The organism is Undibacterium pigrum (assembly GCF_003201815.1).
Taxonomy (GTDB): Bacteria; Pseudomonadota; Gammaproteobacteria; order Burkholderiales; family Burkholderiaceae_D; genus Undibacterium; species Undibacterium pigrum.
The window spans coordinates 38,411-65,197 of sequence record NZ_QJKB01000009.1 but is presented as its reverse complement, the minus strand read 5'-3'; the positions used below and the strand labels follow the sequence as shown (position 1 = coordinate 65,197).

Below are 26,787 nucleotides of genomic sequence, written 5' to 3'. Positions count from 1 at the left end.
CTTATTGATGCATGGAAAGTGAGTTTTATCATTACCTTATACTCAGGTTTGAATAAAATGAAACCATGAAGACTTGCAGGCCACCAGCGTATTTCATACAGAGGCGACCTGATAATCCAATTTCTTTTACATCTTATTTGGCCCAGGAATCCTTCAGCGTCGTCACCCTGTTAAACACCGGCTTGCCAAGCACTGAATCCACACGATCCGCCACAAAATATCCGTGGCGCTCAAACTGCAAGCGTGTATCTGGGGTGATCGTTGCAAGACCAGGCTCTACATAGGCACGCACTACTTCCAGGGCATTCGGGTTCAGCAAGGCCATGAAGTCTTTGCCGCCAGCATCAGGATTTGCATCCGTGAATAAACGGTCGTACAGGCGGACTTCGGCTTCCAGTGCATCTGCTGCATTGACCCAGTGCAGATTGCCTTTGACTTTGTAGTTGGCGCTGCCTTCTGTGCCGGATTTGCTGTCGGCAAAGTAGTTGCAATGGACGGCGATGACATTGCCGTTTTCATCCTTGTCGCAGCCTGTGCATTCAACCACATAGCCATAACGCAGGCGTACCTTGTTGCCTGGGAAGAGGCGGAAGTAGCCTTTGACGGGCTCTTCCATGAAGTCTTCCTGTTCTATCCACAGCTCTTTGCCTATCGTGAATTCACGGTTGCCCAGTTCAGGGTGGTGCGGATGGATAGGTGCCGTGCAGGCGATGTTTTCGCCTTCGGGGAAGTTGTCGATGATGAGTTTCAGCGGGCGCAGTACGGCGGTGGCGCGTGGTGCTTTTGGATCGAGGTCTTCGCGCAGGCAACCTTCCAGCGTGCTGTAGTCTATCCAGCCATCAGAACGTGTTACGCCTATGCGTTCGCAGAACAGTTGCAATGATTCTGGCGTATAGCCACGGCGGCGTATGCCAACAATGGTAGGCATGCGCGGGTCGTCCCAGCCGGTGACGATGTTTTGCTCTACCAGTTGGCGCAATTTGCGTTTGCTGGTGACAACATAGGTCAGGTTAAGGCGGGCGAATTCATATTGTTGCGGCACTGGTTTTTTGAAGAAGCCACCTTCGGCGGCGCGTTCTATGATCCAGTCATAGAAAGGGCGGTGATCCTGGAATTCCAGTGTGCAAATCGAATGGGTAATGTTTTCTATCGCATCAGAAAGTGGATGCGTGTAGTCATACATAGGGTAGATGCACCATTTGTCACCAGTGCGGTGATGATGAGCATGGCGGATGCGGTAGATGGCCGGGTCACGCAAATTCATGTTAGGTGAGGCCATGTCTATCTTGGCGCGCAGGATGTGTTCGCCATCCTTGAATTCACCTGCCTTCATGCGGCGTAGCAAGTCCAGCGACTCTGCTGGTGCGCGTTCACGGAAAGGGGAGTTCACACCTGGTTTGGAAAAATCACCACGGTTAGCCGCCATGTCAGCAGCGCTTTGGCTATCGACATAGGCCAGGCCAGCACCGATCAGGTATTCGGCGATTTCATACAGGCGGTCAAAATAGTCACTGGCGTAGTGCAGATGTTCTTCACCTTTGTTATTCCAGTCAAAGCCCAGCCATTTGACGCTGTCCATAATGGTATCGACATATTCCTGGTCTTCTTTCTCAGGATTGGTGTCATCAAAGCGCAAGTGACAACGGCCAGCGTAATCGCGTGCCAGGCCAAAGTTCAGGCATATCGACTTGGCATGACCTATGTGCAGGTAGCCATTCGGTTCTGGCGGAAAGCGGGTGATGACATTGGGCAGGCCATCACGGGTGTATTTGCCAGCAGCCTGGTCATTGTCGATGATGGCGCGCAGGAAGTTGGAAACGGGTGCAGGTGTTGCATTATCGTTATTTTTTATATCTTTGCTCATAGCTAATGACTGTTGTAGACCTTGTAAGGCACATTATAAATAGGGAGATGACAAGCATTTTACCGTAGCGCAGCATGGATGGCGCGAAGTTTGCTCGTACATTAGCCGAAGTGCAAGTGCGATAGAGAGTATCAGAGGGTAGATTTCTGGAAAGTAGTTAATACGATAGCAAAATTTAGGGCTTACGCAAAATTGTCCCAGCAAGGCTATCGCTTTAGAAATTCCCCCTTGCAAGGGGGAATCGCTTCGCCGGCAGGCAACATGTTGCCTGAAACCCCGGCTACACCGTCAGCGACGAAGACAGTACTTTAGTACGGAATTTGCTAAATGCGGGAGCTGCAACGCAGCTGGGGCGGTTTTGCGTAAGTCCTAAAATTACATTTCGCTGGATTCTACGCGGTTCCGCCCACACTTCTTGGCATGGTAGAGGGCATTATCTGCCCGCTTCATCATTTCATTGATGTTATCAGGATGATAGTATGCGGTGACACCAAAGCTGGCGGTCTTTTTGCCGACGATCTCAAATTCATGGTTGGCAATGGCGCAACGCAGTTTTTCCGCTGTGGCAATGGCTGCATGGATAGTGGTTTCGCGGAAGATGACCAAAAACTCTTCTCCACCCCAGCGGCCCACGGCGTCCATGCTGCGTACATGGTCTTGCAGGATGCGGGCGATATTGATCAGAACCAGATCACCAGTCTGATGGCCGTGGGTGTCGTTGACTTGCTTGAACAAGTCTATGTCGACGATGGCCAGTGAGAAAATGGTGCCATAGCGCTGGCTGCGCTGGTGTTCTTCTTCCAGTATCTGTTCCAGCTTCAGGCGGTTGATCAGGCCTGTGAGCCTGTCGGTACTCGACAATAGCTCGAGGTCATGGTTGCGCAATTCAAGTTCACGGGTGCGGGCGATGACCAGGTTTTCCAGGTTGGCATTCACTTCCATCATGGATTTATGGCTGCTTTCCAGTTTTTCTGCCATCTGATTAAAGCCTGCTTCAAGTTCCTGCAACTCGCCACCAGAATCTGCCGTGATACGGGTATCCAGTGCGCCTTTTTCCATGCGATGTACGCCATCCAGCAAGCGCGACAACGGGCGCGTCAAATCGCGGCTCATGCGCAGCGCCAGTATTGATGCGCAGACTGTGCCTACCAGGCCTATCAATATGCTCAGCGCTACGAAGACATTTTTGGATTGGCGACTGGTATGCGTACTCAGTTCCAGATAGACACGTCCCAGCAGTTTGGGTTTGGTGGTTTTGTCACTGGGCGCACGGTCAAACAAATCGAAAGAGTCGGCTTCTGCCTTACCCTGGTAAATCGGCGCTGCAAATATCAGTGACTCATGATCACCATGCAAGACCTTGCCTGTATCCGCAGCGCGTGTATGTTCAGGCCCCAGTTTGCTGGGTTTGCCACTCACGGCCAGTACCCGGTTGTCAGGATCGGTGATGACCACGGCTTTGGCGTCATCTTCTTTCATGACGGACTGGGTCAGGGCTTGCAAGACTTCGCGGTTGCCGGAAAATGCGCCGTATTCACTGGCGGGTGCCAGTTGGCGGGTAATGACAGTGCCGCGTGCCTTTATTGCACCGTCAATTTCAGTAATGCCGACGATGACGACCAACAGCACCAGCAAGGCTGAAATAATCCAGACCGGCGCTAGAGCTAAGAATAGTATGCGCTGGGCGAGTGGCCAGTTCTTCATTGGGCACGCTCCATCAATGATTTTAATTTGCGTGTCAGACTGGCTTCATCTTCCATTTCCAGGCTTAGCGAACGGCTGACCTGGGTATTGGTATTCACACTGAAATAACGTGGGTACTGGGGCAGCGGCAGGTAAGCATTACTGCTCAAACCCTGTATGACTTCAGCCACATGCTGGGCAATCTGGCCCGGTGAACTATAGACGGCAGCCAGTGCGCCAGCCTTGACATAGGCGGCTGAAAAACCGAATAGCGGCACTTTCTGACGATAACTGGTCAGCAAGATGCTGGGTATATTATTGCGGTTGTAGATGGCAGCATCAGGCAGGGCCAGCAAGCTGTCGCTATTGGCCAGCAAGCGGCGCAAGGCAGGCAATAGTTCTGAGTCATCCGTGGCGGTTTCTACATTGATTTGTATGTCGAGTTCTTTGGCTGCAAGCTGTATGCCTGTGAGTATTTCCGCGCTGTCTTTGCTTAGTAACAGGCCGAGGCGATTACGACCTGGCAAGGTCGCACGAACCAGTCCCAATTGCCGGTTCCATGGCTGATCAAAATAAATCGCAGAAAAATGATGCGGGTCCTGGTTGCGTCCATATTGTTTGGCGATCTTCAGGAAAGTATGACGCGGTACCAGCACATTCAACACTGCCATGGCAGGTGGCTTTTGCGCCATGGCTGTCATGGCAGGTGTGCCAACCGCAATCAGTATTTGATTATTGGCGTTGCGGGATAAGTCTTCACTTTTATAGGCCGACAGTATCAGAACCTTGACTGTGTTCTTGCTGTTGCCCTGGCTTAGCACAGTGCTTAACTGGCTGGAAAATTCTGTATAGGCCGGGCCATCTTCACTGAGCAAGATGGTGATATTGTCGACTGCGAGACAGGATTGTGGCAGCGCCAGGCTAAGGCCGAGACTTAAAGCGATCCAACTGCCTGCATATCGCAAATATCTGACGAACTGCCATCGCATGGGTCACATATCCAGCTTGAAGTTCAGCCTCACGGCCCGTCCCGGCAATTCATTATCATGACGGTATTCAAAATATCTGGCATCAGCAAGATTTTGAGCAATCACAGACAATTCAGCAGCTTTGCCATCCAGTTTGAACTGGTAGCTGAGCTTGCCATCCAAACGCCGGTTAGCATCGATAAAATAGCCACGGTTTTCACGCGGATTATAATCAGTGGAATTGAACTTGGTTTGCGCCACCTGATAGGCGACCAGGCTACCGCTCCATTGATCATTGACTCTGTGGCTGAGCATCAGGCTATGGCTGTATTTAGGCAGAGAATCGCTATAGATGACACCATTTACATTATCGCTTTTTACTCCACCACCTGACAGTCCATAGATGAGACGTGTCTTGTCAGTCAGTTGGGCTTTTAATTGCAATTCATAACCGCGCATGATGGCGGTGCCTGCATTCAAATTGCCGCCAGCAGCAGAGCGCTTATTCCTGACGTCGATCAACTGGCTGTAGTCATCATAAAACAGGCGAAAATCAACATCAAATTTGCCATATTTGCCTATATATCCCAGCTCTGTAGACTTCACACGCTCGGTCTGCATCTCTGGCAGGCCCGGATAAAACTCTGGACTGCGCCAATAGCTGTCATATGTTTTCTCGTAAACAGAGGGCGAACGCGTGGCGCGTGAATGGCTGAGGCGCAAGGTATGGCCAGGTTGCACATGCCAGTTGACGGCAAACCTGGGTGTGGTATCGGTGCCTGTATAGGTATTGTTTTCTATCATGCCGCCGACATTGAAGACCAGGTCAGGGCGTGCTCGCCATTCAAGATTGCCAAAGAAACGGCGCAGGTGATACGGAAAATCACCATACAAATACTGGTTGTCACCTACTCCAAGATAATAGGGCGCATAAGTCTGGTCATAGCGTATGCTGCCACCCCAGACCAGGCGCGCATTGGTGAAAGGTGAAAAGGTGTGCTGCACTTCCAGATCGTAGCGCCGCAATATAGCGTCGCCGTCGCTGACGCCGTCTGAATCTTTCAGCCTGGCATACACTCTTTCTACCGTATGGAAAGCTTGCACCGACAATTCGCCGCCAGCCTCCAGCGCGCGGCGCCAGTGCAGCATTTCAAAATGATTTTCTGCTCGCCTGCTGATGGCAGAAACATTACCGTATTCACCGACCTCACGCGGCCCGCCGTTATAGCCAAACTGGAATTCCATCGTATCGGCAGAATTGAGCTGGTAGTCAGCGCGCAGGTTCAGGTTGTGGATAGTCTTGTTGTCGTATTTGTTCAGGTTCCAAAAGGTGAAGACCGAGGTTGGCTTCTTGATACGGTCATCTTCGCCCTGGTCTTCCCTGATGCTGGCAGTCAGGCGGTAACTTAGTGCGCCACTCTGGCCGCCATAGCGGAAGATGCCTTCCTTGCGACCCTTGCCAAATGCCACGGACATGGTCTTGCCCTGGGTCTCAGCCGGGTGGCGGGTGATGATATTGATGACGCCAGAATAGGAGTTGGCACCGTAGCTGGCAGAGTCTGGCCCGCGTATGACTTCTATGCGCTCTATATCATCCAGAACGATGGGCAGGTCGCTCCAGTTGACGCCACCAAACAAGCTGGCATAGACGGACCTGCCATCGATCAATACCTGCATGCGGTCTGATGTGGTGGTGGTCACCATGCCGTGATATGCCACCGTGCTGTCTGCTGAAAAATAAGGGTCGGCATGGTAAGCGACATACATGCCAGGCACCAGGCGAAATACTTCTGACAAATCCCAGGCACCAGAATCTTTGATCATTTGCCTGTCTATGATGGTGACAGCAACCGGTGCTTCATTAATGGGTTGCGACAGGCGGGACGCGGACAGCACTACTGGCACATCATCCAGAAAAATTGATTCTTCACCGCCACCTGCCATCGCTACTTGATGCAGAAGGGAAAAAAGCAGGGCAGCACAGCCAGCACGCCTGTAAAAGCGCTTGCCAGAATAGTTGCTATGGATGCGGAGTTTTTTTTCTGCTAACAAGTTGTGCCCCAGAGCCAGAAAATGCATTGATTTAGAGTAACACAGCACAGGCTGGCGAATGTAGCTTAAATGCAAAGACGAGAGTCACAAGACCTCTTTACGTCCCTGAATTTGTTGTTTTTAGGGATCAGATTTTTGGACATGGGGTCTTATTTGGAATTTGCATAATAGACAAATTAAAACCTTATTTATTGACGGCATGATGAATTAGCTTGTACGAATGCTCATTAAATTAAAGTTAAATTAATATAAATTGCATATTTGAAAACTTCAGCAAGGCAAAGCTTCTGATCAGCTTGGGCAACAGGTAGAATAGCGGTATGACTACAGAATTAATTACCTCCCCTGAAGCGACCACCGAAGTTGTCGTCAGCAAGCCCTACGAGCCTGCCTTTGTACACCTGCGCATCCACTCCGAATATTCGATTGTCGACGGCCTGGTGCGTATTGATGATGTCATTAAGGCAGCAGTAAAAGACAAACAGCCAGCAATGGCCATTACTGATCTGGCGAACTTGTTCGCCATGGTGAAATTTTACAAATCAGCACGTGGCAAGGGCATGAAGCCTATTGCTGGTTGCGATGTCTGGATCAGCAATGATGTTGACCGCGACAAACCATCGAGGTTGCTCTTGCTGGTCAAGAACAAGCTGGGTTATTTGCAGTTATGCGAATTGCTGGCACAAGCATGGCTGACGAACCAGCACAAGGGCCGGGCAGAAATCCGCTATGAGTGGTTGCAGAGTATTTTTGAAGCAGGCAAGGGCGGTGGCCTGATCGCTATCTCTGGCGCGCATTTTGGCGATGTCGGCGTTGCTATCGATAATGGCAATCTTGAATTGGCAGAACAAAACGCCAGACGCTGGGCCAGTATTTTTCCCAATCATTTTTATATAGAAATTCAAAGAGCAGGCCAGGCAAACATGGACAACCATGTGCGTGCTGCCGTGGCTCTGGCTGGCAGACTCAAATTGCCAGTGGTGGCGACCCATCCTGTGCAATTCATCAGCAAGGACGACTACACCGCTCATGAAGCGCGCGTCTGTATTGCCGAAGGCGATATGCTGGCCAATGGCCGCCGCGTACGCAGGTTCAATGAACAACAATGCTTCAAGACCCAGGCTGAGATGGCAGAACTTTTTGCCGACTTGCCAGCAGCCTTGCGCAATTCAGTCGAAATCGCCAAACGTTGTAACCTGATGCTGGAACTGGGTAAGCCCAAGCTGCCAGATTTCCCTACACCTGAAGGCATGACCATCAATGACTTCCTGGAGCATGAATCCAGGCGCGGTCTTGAGTTTCGCCTCCAGCATTTGTTCCCAAATGAGGAAAAGCGCGAGAAAGAGCGCGCCCGTTATGAGGCACGCCTGAAGTTTGAAACCGACACCATCATCAAGATGGGTTTTCCTGGTTACTTCCTCATCGTTGCTGACTTTATTCAATGGGCAAAAAATAATGGCGTGCCGGTAGGGCCAGGCCGTGGTTCTGGTGCCGGTTCTCTGGTTGCATATTCACTGCTGATTACCGATCTTGATCCTTTGCAGTACAACCTGCTGTTCGAACGTTTCCTGAACCCAGAGCGGGTATCCATGCCCGACTTTGATATTGATTTTTGTCAGGAAGGTCGCGACAAGGTTATTCAGTACGTGAAAGACCGTTACGGTAAAGAAGCAGTGTCGCAGATTGCTACCTTCGGTACCATGGCCGCCAAGGGTGCGATACGCGACGTTGGCCGGGTGCTGGATTTTGGCTATATGTTTTGCGATGGCGTCTCCAAACTGATCCCGTTCAAACCAGGCAAACAAGTCACGATTGCCGAAGCGATTATTGAAGAACCCTTGCTGGCCGAGCGTCAGGAAAACGAAGAAGAAGTCAAAACCCTGCTCGACCTGGCGCAACAGGTAGAAGGCATTACCCGCAATATAGGCATGCATGCCGGTGGTGTATTGATTGCACCAGGCAAGCTGACAGATTTTTGCCCACTCTACACCCAGGGCGGTGATTCTGGTGTGGTCTCGCAATACGATAAAGATGACGTCGAGGCCGTGGGCCTGGTCAAGTTCGACTTCTTGGGTTTGACCACGCTGACCATCCTTGACAGGGCAGTGCGCTATATCAAGATGATGGACCCGGCCATGGCAGACTTTGATCTGGCCAAATTGCCGCTGGATGATAGAGCTTCGTATGAATTGCTGACCAAGGCCAAGACCGTGGCTGTGTTCCAGCTGGAAAGCCGCGGCATGCAAGGCATGTTGAAAGATGCGCGTCCTGACCGCTTTGAAGACATTATCGCGCTGGTGGCTTTGTACCGTCCGGGTCCTATGGACCTGATCCCGGATTTCTGCAAACGTAAACACGGTGAACGTTTCGATTATCCTGATCCACGTACCGAAGGCATTTTGTCTGAAACCTACGGCATCATGGTGTATCAGGAACAGGTTATGCAGATGGCCCAGGTGGTCGGTGGCTACTCACTAGGTGGTGCGGATTTGCTGCGTCGTGCCATGGGTAAGAAGAAGGCAGAAGAGATGGCCGAGCATCGCCAGATTTTCCGTGACGGCGCTGCCAAGGATGGCTTGCCGCAAGAAAAAGCCGACGAGATTTTCGATTTGATGGAAAAATTCGCGGGCTATGGTTTTAATAAATCCCATGCTGCCGCGTATGCCTTGCTGTCTTATCACACCGCCTATCTGAAAGCGCATCATGCTGCTGCTTTCATGGCAGCGAATATGTCGCTGGCCATGGATGATACTGACAAGGTCAAGATTCTGGTCGAAGATGCGATTGATATCTGCAAACTCAAAATGCTGCCGCCAGATATCAACCAGTCTGAATACCGCTTCATGCCTGTTGCCGAAGCTGGCAAAAAATCCAGCCAGATACGTTATGGCATGGGTGCTGTCAAAGGCTCAGGCCAGAATGCGATAGAAAGCATTATCACGGCGAGAAAAGAAGGTGGACCATTTAAGGATTTGTTCGATTTTTGCAAACGTGTTGACAAGCGTCAGGTTAATCGCCGTACGGTAGAGTCACTGATACGTGCCGGTGCCATGGATTGCCTGGGCAAAGACCGTGGCGTCTTACTGGCTACCGTTGATTTTGCGCTGGAAGCAGCAGTGCAGGCAGAAGCCGCTGCAAACCAGGTCAGCCTGTTTGGCGATGACGATGATTTGATCGCGCCACCAGATTACCTGGATGTGCCACCATGGTCAGACAAGAAACGCCTGACCGAAGAAAAACTGGCGCTGGGTTTTTACCTGTCCGGCCACCTGTTTGACTCTTATGCGCCAGAAGTACGCCAGTTCATCAAGACTACCCTGGCCAAACTGGAGCCTTCGCGCGACTTGCGCCTGATTTGCGGCATCATCACTGGCGTACGCACCCAGATGACACAGCGCGGCAAATTGCTCATTGTCAGCCTTGATGATGGCACTGCCGTGGTTGAAGTGACGGTGTATAGCGAACTCATGGAAGAATTCAAATCCCTGTTCAAGGAAGATGAATTCCTGGCTGTGCTGGGCAAGGTGTCTGAAGACAGGTTCTCGGGCGGCTTGCGTATCTCGGCTGAAAAAGTCATGGACATAGGCCGCGCCCGCGTGCAATTTTCTCAAGGCTTACGTCTGACTTTGACATCGACTGCAGACACCAAAAAACTGCAAGAGATGCTGAAGCCACATTTGAATGCCGATGGTTGCCCGGTATTGATACGCTATCAAAATGCTAATGCCAGCGCTGAACTGTATCTGTCAGATCAGTGGCGAGTGAACCCGGACGATGTGTTGCGGCAAAACCTGGGTGAGTGGCTATCCATGAAAAACGTCAAAATTGAATACGCCTGATTCCATGAATACAGCCAGTGTATCGCCAGCGGCTGGCTCCATGCAGATGGAAGCACAGTTGGGCTGGCGTCAGTCTTTGCCGCACCAGATTTTGTCTGGCTTGCCGCTGACCCTGTTCTTCCCGGTCGGTGTCATGTATGGCGGTGTCTTGCTGTTTTATATCAGCTTGCTGGTATCGGGCAGTTATCTGCAAAAGCTGGACAGGGTCAGGCAAAGTCCCATGGTGTTGCCCATACTTGGATTGAGCCTGGTCAGTGTGGTACTGGCTGCCATGCAGGATGTGCCGCCAGAGCTCCATAAAGAATTCTGGCCAGGCTTTTTTCATTACCAGACTTATTTGTTTCTCCTGCCTTTCCTGGCTGTCCCTGCTGGGCAGTGGCAGAGGCGGGCCATGCACATATTTTTTGCTGGCGCGATATTGGCGGCGACGCTGTTTGTAGCAAATTTTTTGCACCTCTTGCCAGTCAATACTCTGTTTCGCAGCTATGTGATTTATGAAGGTAATAAATCCATCCTGCTTGGCATATTGATGGCGATTGCTGCAGCCTGGATGCTGCATGAATTGCGTGCGCACCGTGATCATCCGGTCTGGCGCGTGCTGGCTATTGTGTACGTGGCTGCTACACTGGTCTTGCTGGCTAAAACCAGGACGGCCAGTCTGCTGTTTTTCTTGCTATGCGGTGTGTTGATCTTGCGCCAGATAGGCTGGTCATGGCGAGTAGTGGCCCTGCCTTTGATACTGCTGGCAGCCTTGGGCGGCGGCTGGAAATATGCATTGAGCCTGCCACCACCCACAACATGTGAAGTGCGACTGGTACAGGCCGGGCCGTGGGAAATTTTCAAATTGCGCAGCCTGTGTACCGTGCATCAGTTGCATGATTTTTCTCAGGGACGCAAAGTCAGTGACGATGGCATGCGCCTTGAATTATTCAAGATCACTGGCGACATCATTGCAGAGAAACCCTGGGCCGGACATGGTATCGCCACCTGGATGCACCTTTACCAGCAAAAAGCCAGGGGCCTCATCAGTGCGACCATGACCACGCCGCACAATGATTACCTCCTGTATCTGACTGAACTGGGTGTGCTTGGCTTACTGGCTTTGCTGGTGATCTGGGGGGGGCAATTCTGGGTATCTTACCGTATGGCTGTGCATGAAAATCCGGATACTAAAGAAATGGCCATGCCCTTGCTGATGCTGACCATCGCCATGATGCTGGGCGGCATGTTCAATGCGATCTTGCGCGATGGCGTGTTTGGCATGGCTTTCATGATCTTGCTGGCAATACCGCTGGCTGGCATGCGGAATAGAGCAAATAAATGATTTATGCGTGAGCCTGCTTGATTAAGCGGCTTGGGCCAAGACAGGATATGAATTTCATACTATGAGTTTGATCAATAAAGAAACTATCGATGTGTTCCGCCGTTTGTGGCTGGCCATCACACCTTACCGCTCCCGCGTGTGGTGGGCACTGCTGACCATGCTGGGTACGGCTTCGACTGAAGTCATGTTCCCTAAAGTGTTGGGTTACATCCTCGATCACGGTTTTAATGCCGATGCAAAAAAAATAGCCTTATGGATGGTACCAACTGCCATCATAGCCATCTTTTTGTTCCGTGGTATTTGCACGTTTACCACTAGTTATCTGATGACCTGGATCTCCACCAGGTTATTGAATCAGCTACGCGCCAAGATATTTGACCGCATCCTGAATGTACCCATCAGTTTTTATCAGAGTGAATCGAGCGGACGCATCATCAACACCATCATGTTTGAGGCGCAGCAAATCGTCGAGATGCTCAAGGTCTCGATGACGACGCTATTCCGCGATTCATTGACTGTGATGGTGTTGCTGGCAGCTTTATTGTGGCGTAACTGGAAACTGACCATCATTGCCCTGGTCATGATGCCAGTCATGGCTTTCCTGGTGCGTGGTGTCAGCAAGCGTTTGCGCAAGCTCAACCAAAGTCAGCTTGATGTCAGCAATGAACTGACCCAGGTCATAGAAGAAGCAACGCGTGCCAGTCAGGTAATACGCATCTTTGGTGGCCAGAAATATGAGCAGGATAGATTCGAAGCCAAGAATGAAAAACTGCGTGGCTATGCCATGCGTACCACGATTGCCGTGGCATCGACTACGCCGCTGACACAGCTCGCTGCGGCGATTGCAGTGGCCGTGGTCATCATGTTTGCCGTATCGCAGGCAGCGCAAGACTCCACCACAGCAGGCCGCTTCATCGAATTTGTTAGTTTGATGATGCTGTTGCTGACGCCTTTGAAGCGCCTGGCAGATTTGAACGGCCCCATGCAGCGCGGCATGGCTGCGGCTGAGTCGGTGTTTGCATTGATCGATACTTTACCGGAAACTGATAGTGGTAAAGCCCTGCCAGCCCGTGCGCAAGGCAAGCTGGAATTCGTACACACCAGCTTCTCTTATCCGGGTCAGGAACAGGAAGCCTTAAAAGACATCAACCTCAGCATAGCGCCGGGTGAAACCATCGCACTGGTCGGCATGTCTGGCGGCGGCAAGACATCTCTGGTGAATCTGGTGCCGCGTTTTTACACACCAGATTCTGGCGACATCCTGCTTGATGGCATCTCCTTGCAGGATATTTCACTCAGCAGCTTGCGCGAACAAATCGCCATGGTCAGCCAGAATGTGGTCTTGTTTGATGACACCCTGGTGTCGAATATTGCCTATGGCGATGCCAATCCTGATCCTGAACGCGTAGCAGCGGCAGTGCAGGCAGCACATCTGACCGATGTCGTGCGTGATTTGCCAGAAGGCTTGAACACCATGATAGGCGACAATGGCATGCGCCTCTCTGGTGGCCAAAGGCAGCGCCTGGCGATTGCCCGCGCCATCTATAAGAATGCACCTATCCTTATTCTGGATGAGGCGACGTCGGCACTCGATAGTGAGTCTGAACGCGCTGTACAGGCCGCACTGGACGAACTGATGCTCGGCCGTACCACGCTGGTCATTGCCCATCGCCTGTCAACAATTGAACGGGCCAGCCGCATTGCCGTACTGGTCGATGGCAAGATCATAGAGATGGGTACACATGCAGAATTGCTCGACAATGGCGGCACTTATGCCAACCTGCACCGTCTGCAATTTGCCGCTTGATTGATAAAAGGAGAAGCCATGACTACCACGATTTCCCGTTTCCCTGTTCCAGAAATCAAAGACTTGCCTGAAGATATACGCGAAAAGATATTGGCCGTGCAGGAAAAAGCCGGTTTTGTGCCAAATGTATTCCTGACGCTGGCGCACAGGCCCGATGAATTCCGCGCCTTCTTTGCCTATCATGATGCCCTGATGCTGAAGACCACAGGCAACTTGAACAAGGCCGAGCGTGAAATGATCGTCACCGCCACCAGCGCCAAAAACAATTGCCTGTATTGCGTGGTTGCTCATGGCGCCATCCTGCGCATCTATGCAAAGAATACCCTGGTGGCTGACCAGGTAGCTGTCAATCATTTGAAGGCAGATATCACTTCACGTCAAAGCGCCATGCTGGATTTTGCCATCAAGGTGTGCCTGGATTCACAAAGCGTCAATGAGGCAGATTATGCCTTGTTGCACAAGCATGGTTTTGATGATGAAGATATCTGGGATATCGCTGCCATTACCGCATTCTTTGGCTTGTCGAACCGCATGGCAAATGTGATTTCCATGCGCCCGAATGATGAGTTCTTTCTCATGGGGCGTACGCCAAGATGAGCGTAGTTGTGCAAAGTCCTGCAAGCCGCATTCTCGTTATTGCACCCAACTGGATAGGCGATGCCGTCATGGCCCAGCCTTTGCTGCAATTGCTGAAACGCGACCATCCGCAAGCTGCGATCGATGTGTTGGCACCCTCCTGGGTAGCACCGGTGTTGCGCGCCATGGTAGAAGTGGATACAGTGCTGGAAACACCTTTCAAGCATGGCTCACTGCAATTGCGTGAACGCTGGCGCTATGCGCAGATATTGCGCCAGCGTGGCTATGCCGCAGCATATGTTTTGCCAAATACTCTCAAATTTGCACTGCTACCATGGATGGCAGGCATCAAAAAGCGGGTAGGTTACAAAGGTGAAAGCCGTTACGGCCTCATCAATGTCATGCACCATGACAGCAAGCCCGCACCGCGCGCCATGGTCGCATTTTATGCGGCACTCGCCAGCAAGCCTGTAACTGAGCTTGTGCAGAGCTTCCCCAAGCCTCGCTTGCAAATCACGGCTGCACAGATAGATGCAGTTTTGCAGGATATGGGTTTGTCTGCTCAACAGCCTTTGATCTGTTTTGCGCCCGGTGCAGAATTTGGCAATGCCAAGCGCTGGCCTGTTAGCCATTTTGCAGAACTGGCCAGGACCATCCTGCAAGCACATCCCGATGCACAAATTGTTTTGCTGGGTTCGCCCAAGGATGTTGAAGTTTGCCAGCAGATCAAGCAAGCTTGCCCTGCCGTTCATCAGTTTGCTGGCAAGACCAAACTCGATCAGGCGCTGGCCTTGATAGCAGCAAGCAATGCCATGGTGTCGAATGATTCTGGTTTATTGCATATCGCCTCGGCATTCAACAGACCCGTGATTGCCATTTATGGTCCGACTGATCCCAACCACGCGCCACCTTTTTCTGATATTGCACATTCACTATCGTTGCGTTTGGCCTGCGCACCGTGCAAGCAAAGAGAATGTCCTCTTGGTCATCATGACTGCATGAACAAGCTTACTAGCCAGATGGTATGGCAGCCTTTGGAAGTCATCCTGGCTTGAGTGAGTTCACCTCTTTCAACAAAGGCAAGAATGCGACGATGGTGTAGCATTCTTGCTAAATTGCAATTTTCCCTAGTGTTACCCCTGAAATTTCAAACAACCGGATGCAATGCGGGTTTGTTGCAATCGATTGCGAGTGTAAATGATTGTGTAAAGCCACAATTGACTTTGCCGCTTGTTGTAAGATCGCAATAACTTATCGTTTCAATAAAGCATGATGTACTTGTGCCTGCTGCCCGCTAGCATTAAGCTGGGATAAGCAAGGCATTGCAGTATTGACATACTTTTGGCATCCACATATGACTATGCAAGCAAAGTGGTGGCTAGGCTTGGCATGCCTGTGCATGCAGCTTTTTCTTGCGCCCGCAGGTCTGGCTGCTGACAAGCTGCGCCTGCAACTCAAATGGACCCATGCTTTTCAGTTTGCTGGTTATTACGCCGCAAAAGAGCTGGGCTATTACCGTGAGGTTGGCATCGATGTTGACCTCGTGCAGGCACAACCCGGGCTGGATGTGGTTGAGGAAGTTGTTTCCGGCAAATCAGAATATGGTGTGGGCACCAGCAGCCTGATCCTGGCGCGCAAGGCAGGCAAGCCAGTCGTGGCACTGGCAGTCATATTCCAGCATTCACCCCTGATCCTTGTGTCAAGAAAAGAGATTGATGCGCAAACCGTACATGGACTCATGGGCAAGCGCATCATGCTGGAACCGCAATCGCAGGAGTTGCTGGCCTATCTGAAGCGTGAGCATCTGCCTTCTGAACAATTGAAGCAAGTCGAGCATAGCTTCAGCCTTGATGAGCTGATCGACGGCAAGGTCGATGTGATCTCTGCCTATCTCACCAATGAACCATTTCGTCTTGGCCAGGCTGGTTTTGCCTATAACATTTTTACACCACGTTCTGCCGGGATTGATTTTTATGGGGATAATCTGTTCACCACTGAACATGAAATTCGCACCCATCCCGAGCGGGTAAAAGCGTTTCGTGCTGCCAGCCTGCGCGGTTGGGAATATGCGATGAGCCATCAGGATGAAATCATCGACATGATTTTGCAGCGTTATAAAGGGCCTGATGCCCAGCACTACAACAAGGAATTTTTTCATTATGAAGCAGCGCAAACCAGTTACTTAATGAGCCGCGAATTGATTGCCATCGGCTATATGAATCCTGGCCGCTGGCGGCATATTGCCGACACTTACGCAGAACTGGGCATGTTGCCGGCAAATTTTCCCCTTGATGAATTTCTGTATGACGCCAATCCCGATGTGAATTTGCGCTGGTTTTATTTCTGGACCATGGTGACGTTGCTACTTGCAGGCATTGTTGGTGGCGTTGCCTTGTATATCTTTAAAGTCAATCGCAGACTGGGCAACAGCCTCGACGAACTGAAGAAAAATGAACTGAGGCTGAACCTGCTATCCTCTGCCATAGAACACAGCCCAACCTCGGTCATTATTACTGATGCAGATAGCCTCATTGAATATGTTAATCCCCACTTCACCATAGAAACAGGTTATGCCTCTGATGAAGTGATAGGCAAAAAGCCTAGCATCCTGCAATCCGGGCAAATTCCTACTGAAACTTATCAGACCATGTGGGCGCAGTTATTGCGTGGTGAAGTCTGGACCGGTGAATTGATCAACCGCCGCAAGAACGGTGAAGTGTATTGGGAAGAAGCCCACATTGCCCCAGTCAGGGATGAAAAAGGCAAGACCCGGCATTATGTTGCCGTCAAAGTTGATGTCAGTGAGCGCAAGCAAGTCAATGACAAGCTGGCCTATCTGGCCCATCATGACAGCCTCACCCATTTGCCAAACCGCACCCTGTTTTTTGAGCGGCTGGCACAGGGGCTGGCACTGGCAAAAAGAAATAAAACACGCCTGGCACTCATGTATATTGATCTTGACCGCTTCAAGCCTGTCAACGACACCTATGGACATGCAGTCGGCGATATTTTGCTGCAGCAGGCTGCAGAACGTATGAAGCAGTGTTTGCGTGAATCCGATACCGTAGGCCGTATAGGTGGCGATGAATTTGTCGCTCTTACCCTGAATGTTACTGATGAACAAAGTGCCTGCCTGCTGGCTGAAAAAATGCGCGCAGTCTTGTCGCAGGTGTTTGCTATTGCCGGTAATGAGCATTTCATTTCGGCCAGCATAGGTGTTGCCATCTATCCTGACCACGGTAGCAGCGAAATCGAACTGGCCAAAAAAGCAGACATTGCCATGTATGCCGCCAAGGCGGGCGGGCGTGACCAGGTCAGGCTTTATCAGGAAAACATGCGGGTTTCGATGTAGTGGCTTATTTCTTTTGCAGGTTCACTGGCGAGAGTGAGCCGTCTTGCTGGCCCTTGCGTATGGCTTTGTTCAACTGCTCTATGATGCCATCATCCTTGCTTGCCAGTATCGCAAAATGGATGTAATCGACAGCCAGAAAATGATCCAGTACCTTGAATGTCACTCCAGGTGGCATAGGTGTGTCAGGCGCTATTTCAGGCATGACTTTATTGAGCATGGCTTCCACTTTGCGTGGGTCAGGGTCATGGTGGCTGAAGAGCATGACATCAGTGCGTTTGCTCAATAATTTCTTCAGGCGCGAGGGCAGGGAATACAAATCATCTTCTATCAGCAAGAGACTGGACTTTGCCCTGTCAAACTCATCGCCATAAGTAGAGCCACGTACCATGCCTACCGTCTTGCCCTGTAAATCTGCAATTTGCGAAAAAGAAAAAGTCTGGTCACTCCTGACCACCAGCCAGACATGGGTAGCAAAAGCGGGCAGGGAGAAGTGCAGGGTCAGCGCCCGCTCCCTGGTTTTAGACAGCCCAAACGCCAGTCCCTCACCCTCATTCAGGCTTTGTAATAATCGCTTCCAGGGATAGCGCCGGTATTCAAACTGCAGGTTCAATTCCTTTTCCACATAGCCCACAGCTTGCTGGAAAATAGGGTTATACGGCACTTGCGGTGTATTGGTGGCATTCGATTCAGCAATCAGCAAAACCTGTTTGCGCGGTTCTGCTGCCCAGCCAGCAGTGGACAGCAGCAAAGGAATGGCACCCAGGAAATACCTTCTTTTTTGATGCATTTTCTTTAACATCGTTGCCGTGATCTTTCCCCACCAAAGAGATTTGCCTTATCGAAAAATATTCTACTCCTTATGGCATGGAAGAAATTTGGAAATATTGTGAATTAAGCTTATTTTTCAAATACATAGCTGCCAGGGGCAACACCAAGTCCTTTGTCAACGACTGCTTTTGCCTTGATTTGTGTGGTGCTTGAATGATTGCTCAGCCAAGCTTGCCAATGTGTCCACCATGAGCCTGTCTCATTTGTAGCGGCTTTGAACCAGTCATCTGCCTGCTGAAACGATTGACAGCGCTGATCTGCCGGCAAATGTTGAAATGAGCGGTGGGCATGACCAGGTTCAGAAACTATGCCCGCATTGTGGCCACTAGATGCCAGTACAAAGTCAATAACTGCATCTGTCAACACATGGATTTTATAGACAGAACGCCAGGGAGATACATGATCACGTACAGTGCCAAGCACATACATGGGGGCCTGTATGTCATTGAGCGCAATGGCATGGCCATGCACTTCATAACGACCTTCTGCCAGATCATTGTGCAGGAATAAATGCTTCAGATACTCGCTATGCATGCGGTAAGGCATGCGCGTGGTGTCGGCATTCCATGACATCAGGTCATTCGGTGAATTGCGTGTGCCCATCTGGTATTCGCGCATGATCTTTGACCAGATCAGGTCGCGTGAATTCAGCAATTGAAATGACCCAGTCATCTGCTCGCCAGTCAGGTAGCCTTGCTCATACATTTGCGCATCCAGCAGGGCTATCTGGCTGTCATCAATGAACAGGCCAAGTTCGCCAGGCTCAGTGAAGTCAGTTTGTGACGCCAGCAAAGTCAGCGACTTCACTGCTGGCAAATGCCGGGTGTATTCTTTTGCATGTTCACTCGCCAGTGCCGCTGCTGCAATTGCCAGCAAAGTACCACCCAGACAATAACCAACGGCGTGCACAGCTTTGTGCTGGCTTGATTTGCCAGTTTCTTCAAGTGCAGCAAACAGGCCGCTGTCAAGATAATCCTGCATACCTAGATTGCGGTCTTCCTTGCCAGGGTTTTTCCAGGAAATCATGAAGACCGTGTGCCCCTGGCTGACCAGAAAACGTACCAGGGAATTATGTGGCGACAAGTCGAGGATGTAGTATTTCATGATCCATGAAGGCACGATCAAGACAGGTTCTGCATAGACCTTGGTAGTTTGCGGCTCGTACTGTATCAGTTCTATCAGGTGGTTGCGAAATACGATCTTGCCCTCCGTCACGGCGACATCCCGGCCCGGTTGGTAAGATAGTTGTTCAGACTTGTGCTCACCTGTATCTACACCAGGAATGGTAAATTCCAGACCATGGTCCTGCAGCCAGTGCGCTGCGCCTGTCATCAGATTCCTGCCTCCAGTCGCCTGTGTAGTTGCGATGACTTCCGGGTTAAGCATGGGGATGTTGGTTGGTGAAATTACATCCAGTAATTGCCTGGACATGAAGTTGACGACATTTTCATGATGGGCACTGACACCACGCACCCCCGTTGTTGCTGCCTGCAATAATTCCTGCCCTTGAAGGAATGACTGACTCATGGCATTGAAAGGCCAGTTGGCCCAGCCCGGGTAGCTAAAACGGTGATCTGCAGACATACTTGATGCACTTTTTTTATCAACAGCACTGCCGATGAAGACCGGTGTCAGAAGTTGTGGCCAACTGCTTATTTGCTTTTGCAGCAAGTTCGCCAGTTCCATCTGTTTGCCAGGTGACATCGCGATATGCATGCCCCAATCCATCCAGGCCAGCGCCATACTTGCAGGAGAAAGACCGCCAGTCAGTTTGGCGATATTGTTTTGCAAAAGCATATCCAGGGGGTGGACTTCTGTCTTGCCATCACTGAGATAGCATAGTTGCTCACGTTTTTCTTCAGTTTGCTGATAGGGTGGGGTTGGGCTGTAATCGGTTTTCATCGGTACATCCTTATAGAGACTTTGCGCATTCTGGCAGCCATGTCACTCAATTGAATTGACACGCATCAATAGCATTGTGCAAATGCAGCAATACTTTCACAGTACACTTCTTAGTGACTCACAATAATTTTTTCTTGCCGTGTCTTTATGATGTTTGTGTACAGAGTTTGATCTGCATCAACGTTTGGATGAGCAACATGCGCCTTTCTAACATGCGCAAGCAAAATGGCACCCGCAGCGTACTTTTGCAGCGTTCCCCGGCGACATTCTCACATCATCATGATCGGTAAAATAAATGACTGAAGCTAGCTCTTCTTTTTCTTTGCAAGGCAAGCGTGGCATCATCATCGGCCTGGCAAACGAACACAGCATTGCCTATGGATGTGCTGCCATGCTGCGGCAACTGGGTGCAAAAATGCTGTTGTCCTGCGTCAATGACAAGGCCCGGCAATTCGTCGGGCCACTGGCAGATGCGCTTGAATCAAGCTTGGTGGTGTGCGATGTCGAGCAGGATGGATCACTCGAAGCACTGGTTGATGCAGCAGTAAATGAACTGGGTGAATTTGATTTCCTCATCCATTCCATCGCCTGGGCACCGCTGGATGATTTGCGCGGCCGCGTCATTGACAGTTCCAGTGCCGGCTTCTCGCGCGCTATGAATGTGTCCTGTCATTCATTTGTCCGGCTCGCCAAATTATGTGAGCCACATTTGAGCATGAATGCCAGTATCATGACCATGACCTATCTTGGTGCTGACGAAGCAGTTGCTCATTATGGCATCATGGGTCCGGTCAAGGCGGCACTTGAGTCAACCGTGCGTTACCTGGCGACTGAGTTAGGTGCACATGGCATACGGGTACACGCCATTTCCCCTGGCCCTGTGCCTACCCGCGCCGCATCGGGTTTGCAGGATTTTGATGTGCTGATGCAAAAAGCCATAGACCGCTCACCGTTGAGGAGGTTGGTAACACTGGATGAAATCGGGAGGCTGGCCGCCTTTTTGGTCAGCGATGCATCTTCCGGCATGACTGGGCAAACCTTGTATGTTGATGGTGGCTACCATATCGTGAATTAAGGAAAAAAACAGAATTCTATGAATACCATGAACACCGGCTTGAACGAGCCAGATATTATTTCCAATGTCGTCTACGAAGACTTGCAAATAGGACAGAGCGCCAGCCAGGTTCGTACGCTGACCAATGCCGATATCCAGGCTTTTGCCACAGTATCTGGCGATATTAATCCTGCCCATCTGGATGCTGAGTATGCAGCGCAGACCTTGTTCCACGGTGTCATCGCCCACGGTATGTGGGGTGGGGCACTTATATCCACCATCCTCGGTACGCGCTTGCCAGGGCCAGGCACGATTTATCTGGAACAAAACCTGCATTTTGCCAAGCCCGTACGCATAGGTGATACCCTGACCGTATCAGCCACAGTCGTGGCAAAAGATGATGAAAAAAAACGTGTAACCCTGGACTGCGAAATTATCAACCAGAAAGGTGACAGAGTTGTCTATGGAAACGCCTTGGTCATCGCCCCGACAGAGAAAGTCAGCCGCCCGCGCACACGTTTGCCCACCATGACCATGTTTGATCTGGGCGAGCGCCAGCGTCACCTGCTTGACAGTGTCAAGGATTTGCCAGCGATACGTTGTGCTGTCGTCCATCCCTGCGATGCAGATTCTTTGCAAGGAGCAGTGGATGCTGCCCGACAGGGCTTGATTATCCCGGTGCTGATCGCGCCGCTGGAAAAACTGCTTGCGGTTGCCACTGCCGCGAATATCGATATTTCAGCTTTTGAAAAAATCGACGCACCACATAGTGATGGTGCAGCAGCCATAGCCGCAGAAATGGCTGCCACAGGCAAGGTAGAAGCCATGATGAAAGGCAGCCTGCATACCGATGAACTCATGCATGCCGTCATTGAATGCGCGGCCTTGCGCACGGGGCGCCGGCTATCGCATGTATATCATCTGGATGTGCCCATGTATCACAAGCTGTTACTGCTGACAGATGCCGCCCTGAATATCTATCCCACCCTGCCAGAAAAAGCTGACATACTGCAAAATGCCATTAACCTGGCGCATGCATTGAGCATCCCGCTACCCAAGGTCGCGCTCTTGTCTGCGGTAGAAACGGTGAACCCTAAAATCATGTCCACCATCGATGCTGCTGCATTGTGCAAAATGGCAGAACGCAAGCAAATCACTGGTGCCATCATTGATGGCCCGCTGGCATTCGACAATGCCATTTCTGCCCGTGCAGCACAGATCAAGGGCATAGTTTCTGAAGTTTCAGGCGATGTCGATATTCTTATGGTGCCGGATCTGGAATCGGGCAATATGCTGGGCAAGCAATTTGAATATCTGGCAGGCGCTGCGACTTGTGGCGTTGTCCTCGGTGCCAAAGTGCCCATTGCATTGACCAGCCGTGCCGACGGGCCATCTTCCAGAGTTGCTTCAGCCGCGCTCGTCAAATTGCTGGCCCATGAATACCGGAAAAATACGCCATGAAAAGCCCGGTCATCCTGGCAGTGAATTCAGGTTCATCCAGCATCAAGTTTGCCATGTATCCTTTTGCTGATGCAGGGGTAGGCCGAAGTAATCTGACTGGTGTGATCGAAGGCTTGCAACCGGGCGGTGAGCCCGTAATACAATTCCGCGCTGGTACTAAAACGCAGACATTGACGCTGGACAAAGCTGCAATCAAAGCAGTAAAGGGGGACCAGTTTGCTGCCGCATTAGCGGACCTTCACAGCTTGTTGATGAGCCAAAGCGCAGACATGCAGATAGTGGCTGTCGCGCACCGCATCGTTCATGGCGGCGCTAGGTTCTCAGCGTCCATCGTGATAGATGACGCAGCCCTTGCCTATCTGCATAGCCTGGACACACTGGCACCATTGCATCAACCTCATAATCTCGAAGGCGTCGCAGCCTTTCGCCGCGCCTATCCCGGCATACCTCAAATAGCCTGTTTCGATACCGGCTTCCATGCCGATATGCCCACATGCGAAAGCACGCTCGCCTTGCCGCAATCCCTACGTGCCACTGGTATACGCCGCTACGGTTTTCATGGCCTGTCTTATCGCTATGTCGCCAGCCACCTGGCCCTGCAATCGACTCGTGCATTTGATCCGGCCGCCGGGCGCGTCATCATGCTGCATCTGGGTAATGGTGCCAGCGCTTGCGCCATGAGAAATGGTAAAAGCATCGCCAGCTCCATGGGTTTTTCTGCACTAGACGGCCTGATGATGGGCACACGCTGCGGTGCCCTCGACCCAGGTGTCCTGCTACACCTGATGCAGCAGGGCTGGGATGGGAAGAGAATAGAAACCACTCTGTACAAAGAATCTGGTCTGCTTGGCATATCAGGCATCTCTGCCGACATGCGCACCTTGCGCGCCAGCAGCGACCCGCAAGCCAGCTTTGCCATAGACCTGTTCACCTATCGCGTCATACGCGAATGCGGTGCATTAAGCGCCTGTTTGAACGGCCTCGACGTACTTGTGTTTACAGGTGGTATAGGCGAGCACGATGCCGCATTGAGGCAGCAAGTGGTACAAGGCTTGGCCTATCTTGGTGTACAAGTCGACGCGGAAAAAAATCAGGCGGCACGCGGTGACGATATCATGTCTTTTCATACTCCAGGCAGCAAAATAGAAGTCTGGATTGTACCTACTGATGAGGGGCGTGTTGCTGCAATGGATGCGCAGCAGTTACTGAGAAGTGATACTACCAATTCCTGCATATCAAAGGCCGGGATATACCTATGATTTTGGACAGTAACCAGAATTGGCTCGATACAACTTGGATACTTGCATGCAGAGATTAGTCTGCCAATGGTCGCTTGGCCCATTGTGGCGCCTCGCACGGGGCGGGTTTGTTGCCGTTGAAGTCGGCTAAGACCTGCACAGTCTGATCTTCTCGCTGCCAGTGCAATTTTCCATTGGCAGTAAATACCAGGCGATTATTTTGGTCGCGGCCTGACCATTCTGCACCTGCGACCTCATTACTGGACGATTTTCGTTCTCCACCGCTGGAAATAACTTCCAGTCCAAGGGGAATATGCTCAGGGTGAGCTTTATACGAAAGACCGTTTTCGAGGGAAATTATGCGATTCGTTATAAAATAACCGCCACCACCCCAAGTATGGCCCTGTGGCCAGAGTCCTAGGGCGTGCAGCCAGGGCAGGCGACTTACGGCCGTCCAGGATGATTTATAGTCTGTGCGCCAGGGTCGCGCCTGAAGCACGAAATAGAGTAACAGTTCCCCATCTGGCGACAGGTCACAGCGTTGAGGGTATAAACGGCCACGCATCCATGCGCCAGATTCAAAGACGTCATTGGGAGTATCCCAGCGAATGACGTGAAACCAGTTGCTTGGTCCCCGTGCGAAGATTGCCGCTACATGGGCTTCCCTGGCAAAAATGACGAATAGTCTTGGGCTGGGTGGTGGTGTACTCATGGATCACATCAAAATAATATCGTATTGCTCCTGATGAAACACGTTCTCCACTTGCAGTGAAATAGGTTTGCCGATGAAGTCACCGAGCATGGCCAGGTGTTGGGATTCTTCTTCGAGAAACATATCGACCACGACTTGGGAAGCCATGATGCGGAATTCTCTGGGGTTGAATTGTTTCGCTTCGCGTAGCAGTTCGCGCAGGATTTCGTAGCAGATGGTGCGGGCGGTTTTGACCTGGCCTTTGCCGCTGCAGGCAGGACAGGGTTCGCACAGTACATGAGCCAGTGATTCACGGGTGCGTTTGCGGGTGACTTCTACCAGGCCGAGAGCGGAGAAGCCGGAAACAGATAGCTTGGTGCGATCGCGTGACAAGGCTTTGTTGAGTTCAGCCAGCACGGCGGTTTTGTGTTCTTCATTCTCCATATCGATGATGTCGAGAATGATGATGCCGCCGAGATTGCGCAGGCGTAGCTGGCGGGCGATGGCGTGGGCGGCTTCGAGGTTGGTCTTGAAGATGGTGTCATCGAAGTTGCGGCCAGCGACAAAGCTGCCGGTGTTGACGTCGATAGTGGTCATGGCTTCGGTCTGGTCGACGATGAGGTAACCGCCAGACTTCAGATCGACACGGCGGCCCAGGGCACGCTCTATTTCTTCTTCCACGCCATGCAAATCAAACAGCGGGCGCTCACCTATATAGTGTTGCAGCTTGCCAAGTACCGACGGCATGTAATGCGTCGCAAACTCTTGCAGCATGATGTAATTTTCACGCGAATCGACTTGTATGCTGTCGGTTTCTTCATTGACAAAGTCGCGCAAGACGCGCTGTGCCAGATTCAGGTCCTGGTACAGCAGGGTCGTTGGTGGCTGGGTCTTGGCCAATTGCAGTATGGTGGACCAGGTGCGGCGCAGGTAATCGACGTCGGCCTTCAAGTCTTCATCCGAGGCATCTTCTGCCATGGTGCGGACGATGAAGCCGCCTTTTTCTTCTGGCTGTTGCAGGTTTTGTACCTTGGTACGTAGGGCTTCGCGTTCGGCTTCGTTTTCTATTTTTTGCGAGATGCCGATATGTGAGTCTTGCGGCAGGTAGACCAGCATGCGGCCTGCGATGGAAATTTGAGTAGAGAGACGTGCGCCCTTGGTGCCTATCGGGTCTTTGACGACTTGCACAGTCACTGACTGGCCATCGAACAGCAATTTTTCTATCGGTGTCAGCGGCGCGTTGGTATTGCCATTGGCGTCTTGTGAGCGGGCATCCCAGATGTCGGCCACATGCAGAAAGGCGGCGCGTTCCAGGCCTATATCGATAAAGGCAGACTGCATGCCAGGCAAGACGCGCACGACTTTACCCAGGTAGATATTGCCGACCAGGCCGCGTGACAATGTACGTTCTATATGGAGTTCTTGTACCGCGCCCTGGAACATCAGGGCAACGCGGGTTTCTTGAGGGGTGATATTGATGAGGAGGTTTTCGCTCATAAGCTTCTCTGATACTTCAATTTAGGGAATAAAGATACCTGCCTGACGCAGCAACTGGCAGGTTTCAAATAAAGGTAATCCCATGATGCCAGAATAACTCCCTTTGATGTGTGAAATAAAACGGGCAGCCGCGCCCTGTATGCCATAGCCACCGGCTTTGTCATAGGGTTCATTGCTATTGCAGTAGGCCAGTATCTGCTGTTCATCTAGCTTAGCAAAACTGACTTCCGAGCATTGGGTGACGGCGGCACTGCCCAGTGCAGAATGCACGGCAATGCTGGTCAGCACCTGATGTGTCTGACCTGCCAGCATGCTCAGCATTTGTATGGCTTCTTGTTTGTCGGCAGGCTTGCCTAGTATTTGCTTGCCGAGTACCACCGTGGTGTCGGCGGCGAGCACGGGGCGTGGCAGCATTTTGCGCAGATGCATGATTTCCCATGCCTTGTCTGCTTTTTCCTGGGTGACACGGTTGACATAGGCCTCTGGTGCTTCGCCAGGCAAGACGATCTCGGTCACATCTGGCCCGCGCGGTGCGGCATCGCGTAGCAGCAGCAAGTCAAATTCTATACCTGCCTGGTGCAGCAATTCGCGGCGTCTTGGGCTTTTTGATGCCAGGTAGATTTTATTTTCTTTTAGCATGGCGGTCTCCTT

General features: G+C 51.3%; 18 protein-coding genes. 9 read left to right on the top strand and 9 right to left on the bottom strand.

Going from position 1 to position 26,787, the window contains the following annotated elements:
* Positions 1-133: 133 nt before the first annotated feature.
* The 4 genes from DFR42_RS21870 to DFR42_RS21855 all read right to left on the bottom strand — a co-directional run bounded on the left by DFR42_RS21870 (position 134) and on the right by DFR42_RS21855 (position 6,567).
* Positions 134-1,864 carry a glutamine--tRNA ligase/YqeY domain fusion protein gene (locus DFR42_RS21870; protein WP_110257179.1) on the bottom strand — a complete coding sequence of 577 codons (1,731 nt, stop codon included), beginning with the start codon at positions 1,862-1,864 and terminating at the stop codon, positions 134-136.
* Between the two features lie 375 nt (positions 1,865-2,239).
* Positions 2,240-3,568, bottom strand: a complete 1,329-nt coding sequence (locus DFR42_RS21865; RefSeq protein ID WP_110257178.1) for a GGDEF domain-containing protein — start codon at positions 3,566-3,568, stop codon at positions 2,240-2,242.
* On the bottom strand, positions 3,565-4,536 hold the full coding sequence (locus DFR42_RS21860; RefSeq protein ID WP_110257177.1) for an ABC transporter substrate-binding protein: 972 nt from the start codon (positions 4,534-4,536) through the stop codon (positions 3,565-3,567). Before DFR42_RS21860 ends, DFR42_RS21865 begins: the two co-directional genes overlap by 4 nt.
* 3 nt (positions 4,537-4,539) lie before the next feature.
* Positions 4,540-6,567: a TonB-dependent receptor plug domain-containing protein gene (locus tag DFR42_RS21855; RefSeq protein ID WP_170133629.1), complete on the bottom strand. Its 2,028-nt coding sequence runs from the start codon at positions 6,565-6,567 to the stop codon at positions 4,540-4,542.
* Between the two features lie 320 nt (positions 6,568-6,887).
* Here DFR42_RS21855 and dnaE point away from each other — a divergent pair, with 320 nt between their 5' ends.
* The 6 genes from dnaE (at position 6,888) to DFR42_RS21825 (ending at position 17,465) form a co-directional block, all read left to right on the top strand.
* The gene (gene dnaE / locus DFR42_RS21850) at positions 6,888-10,406 is read left to right on the top strand and encodes a DNA polymerase III subunit alpha (RefSeq protein ID WP_110257175.1); all 3,519 of its coding nucleotides are present in this window, start codon (positions 6,888-6,890) and stop codon (positions 10,404-10,406) included.
* A gap of 4 nt (positions 10,407-10,410) precedes the next feature.
* Positions 10,411-11,730 carry an O-antigen ligase family protein gene (locus DFR42_RS21845; RefSeq protein WP_110257174.1) on the top strand — a complete coding sequence of 440 codons (1,320 nt, stop codon included), beginning with the start codon at positions 10,411-10,413 and terminating at the stop codon, positions 11,728-11,730.
* Positions 11,731-11,791: 61 nt separating this feature from the next.
* Positions 11,792-13,537 (top strand): lipid A export permease/ATP-binding protein MsbA, encoded by a 1,746-nt coding sequence (msbA, locus tag DFR42_RS21840; RefSeq protein WP_110257173.1) that lies wholly within the window; start codon positions 11,792-11,794, stop codon positions 13,535-13,537.
* 18 nt (positions 13,538-13,555) lie between these two features.
* Positions 13,556-14,134 (top strand): peroxidase-related enzyme, encoded by a 579-nt coding sequence (locus DFR42_RS21835; protein WP_110257172.1) that lies wholly within the window; start codon positions 13,556-13,558, stop codon positions 14,132-14,134.
* Between the two features lie 8 nt (positions 14,135-14,142).
* On the top strand, positions 14,143-15,168 hold the full coding sequence (waaF, locus tag DFR42_RS21830) for a lipopolysaccharide heptosyltransferase II (protein ID WP_342766857.1): 1,026 nt from the start codon (positions 14,143-14,145) through the stop codon (positions 15,166-15,168).
* Between the two features lie 299 nt (positions 15,169-15,467).
* Complete coding sequence (locus DFR42_RS21825; protein ID WP_110257170.1) at positions 15,468-17,465, top strand: diguanylate cyclase domain-containing protein; 1,998 nt, start codon at positions 15,468-15,470, stop codon at positions 17,463-17,465.
* Positions 17,466-17,469: 4 nt separating this feature from the next.
* On the opposite strand, the gene DFR42_RS21820 is transcribed toward DFR42_RS21825, so the two are convergent.
* The gene (locus tag DFR42_RS21820) at positions 17,470-18,252 is read right to left on the bottom strand and encodes a substrate-binding periplasmic protein (protein ID WP_170133627.1); all 783 of its coding nucleotides are present in this window, start codon (positions 18,250-18,252) and stop codon (positions 17,470-17,472) included.
* Between the two features lie 110 nt (positions 18,253-18,362).
* Positions 18,363-20,195 carry a PHA/PHB synthase family protein gene (locus DFR42_RS21815; RefSeq protein WP_245937044.1) on the bottom strand — a complete coding sequence of 611 codons (1,833 nt, stop codon included), beginning with the start codon at positions 20,193-20,195 and terminating at the stop codon, positions 18,363-18,365.
* A 295-nt stretch (positions 20,196-20,490) separates the two neighbouring features.
* Here DFR42_RS21815 and fabI point away from each other — a divergent pair, with 295 nt between their 5' ends.
* The 3 genes from fabI to DFR42_RS21800 are packed head-to-tail and all read left to right on the top strand — an operon-like array spanning position 20,491 to position 23,969.
* On the top strand, positions 20,491-21,270 hold the full coding sequence (fabI, locus tag DFR42_RS21810; protein ID WP_110257168.1) for an enoyl-ACP reductase FabI: 780 nt from the start codon (positions 20,491-20,493) through the stop codon (positions 21,268-21,270).
* A gap of 27 nt (positions 21,271-21,297) precedes the next feature.
* Complete coding sequence (locus DFR42_RS21805; RefSeq protein WP_110257293.1) at positions 21,298-22,710, top strand: bifunctional enoyl-CoA hydratase/phosphate acetyltransferase; 1,413 nt, start codon at positions 21,298-21,300, stop codon at positions 22,708-22,710.
* Positions 22,707-23,969 (top strand): acetate/propionate family kinase, encoded by a 1,263-nt coding sequence (locus DFR42_RS21800; RefSeq protein WP_110257167.1) that lies wholly within the window; start codon positions 22,707-22,709, stop codon positions 23,967-23,969. Before DFR42_RS21805 ends, DFR42_RS21800 begins: the two co-directional genes overlap by 4 nt.
* Positions 23,970-24,024: 55 nt before the next feature.
* Here the strand turns inward: DFR42_RS21800 and DFR42_RS21795 are convergent, their stop codons facing one another.
* The 3 genes from DFR42_RS21795 to DFR42_RS21785 are packed head-to-tail and all read right to left on the bottom strand — an operon-like array spanning position 24,025 to position 26,775.
* Complete coding sequence (locus DFR42_RS21795) at positions 24,025-24,660, bottom strand: hypothetical protein (protein ID WP_110257166.1); 636 nt, start codon at positions 24,658-24,660, stop codon at positions 24,025-24,027.
* 3 nt (positions 24,661-24,663) lie between these two features.
* Positions 24,664-26,136, bottom strand: a complete 1,473-nt coding sequence (gene rng, locus DFR42_RS21790) for a ribonuclease G (protein ID WP_110257165.1) — start codon at positions 26,134-26,136, stop codon at positions 24,664-24,666.
* Positions 26,137-26,157: 21 nt separating this feature from the next.
* Complete coding sequence (locus tag DFR42_RS21785) at positions 26,158-26,775, bottom strand: Maf family protein (protein ID WP_110257164.1); 618 nt, start codon at positions 26,773-26,775, stop codon at positions 26,158-26,160.
* Positions 26,776-26,787: the final 12 nt, after the last annotated feature.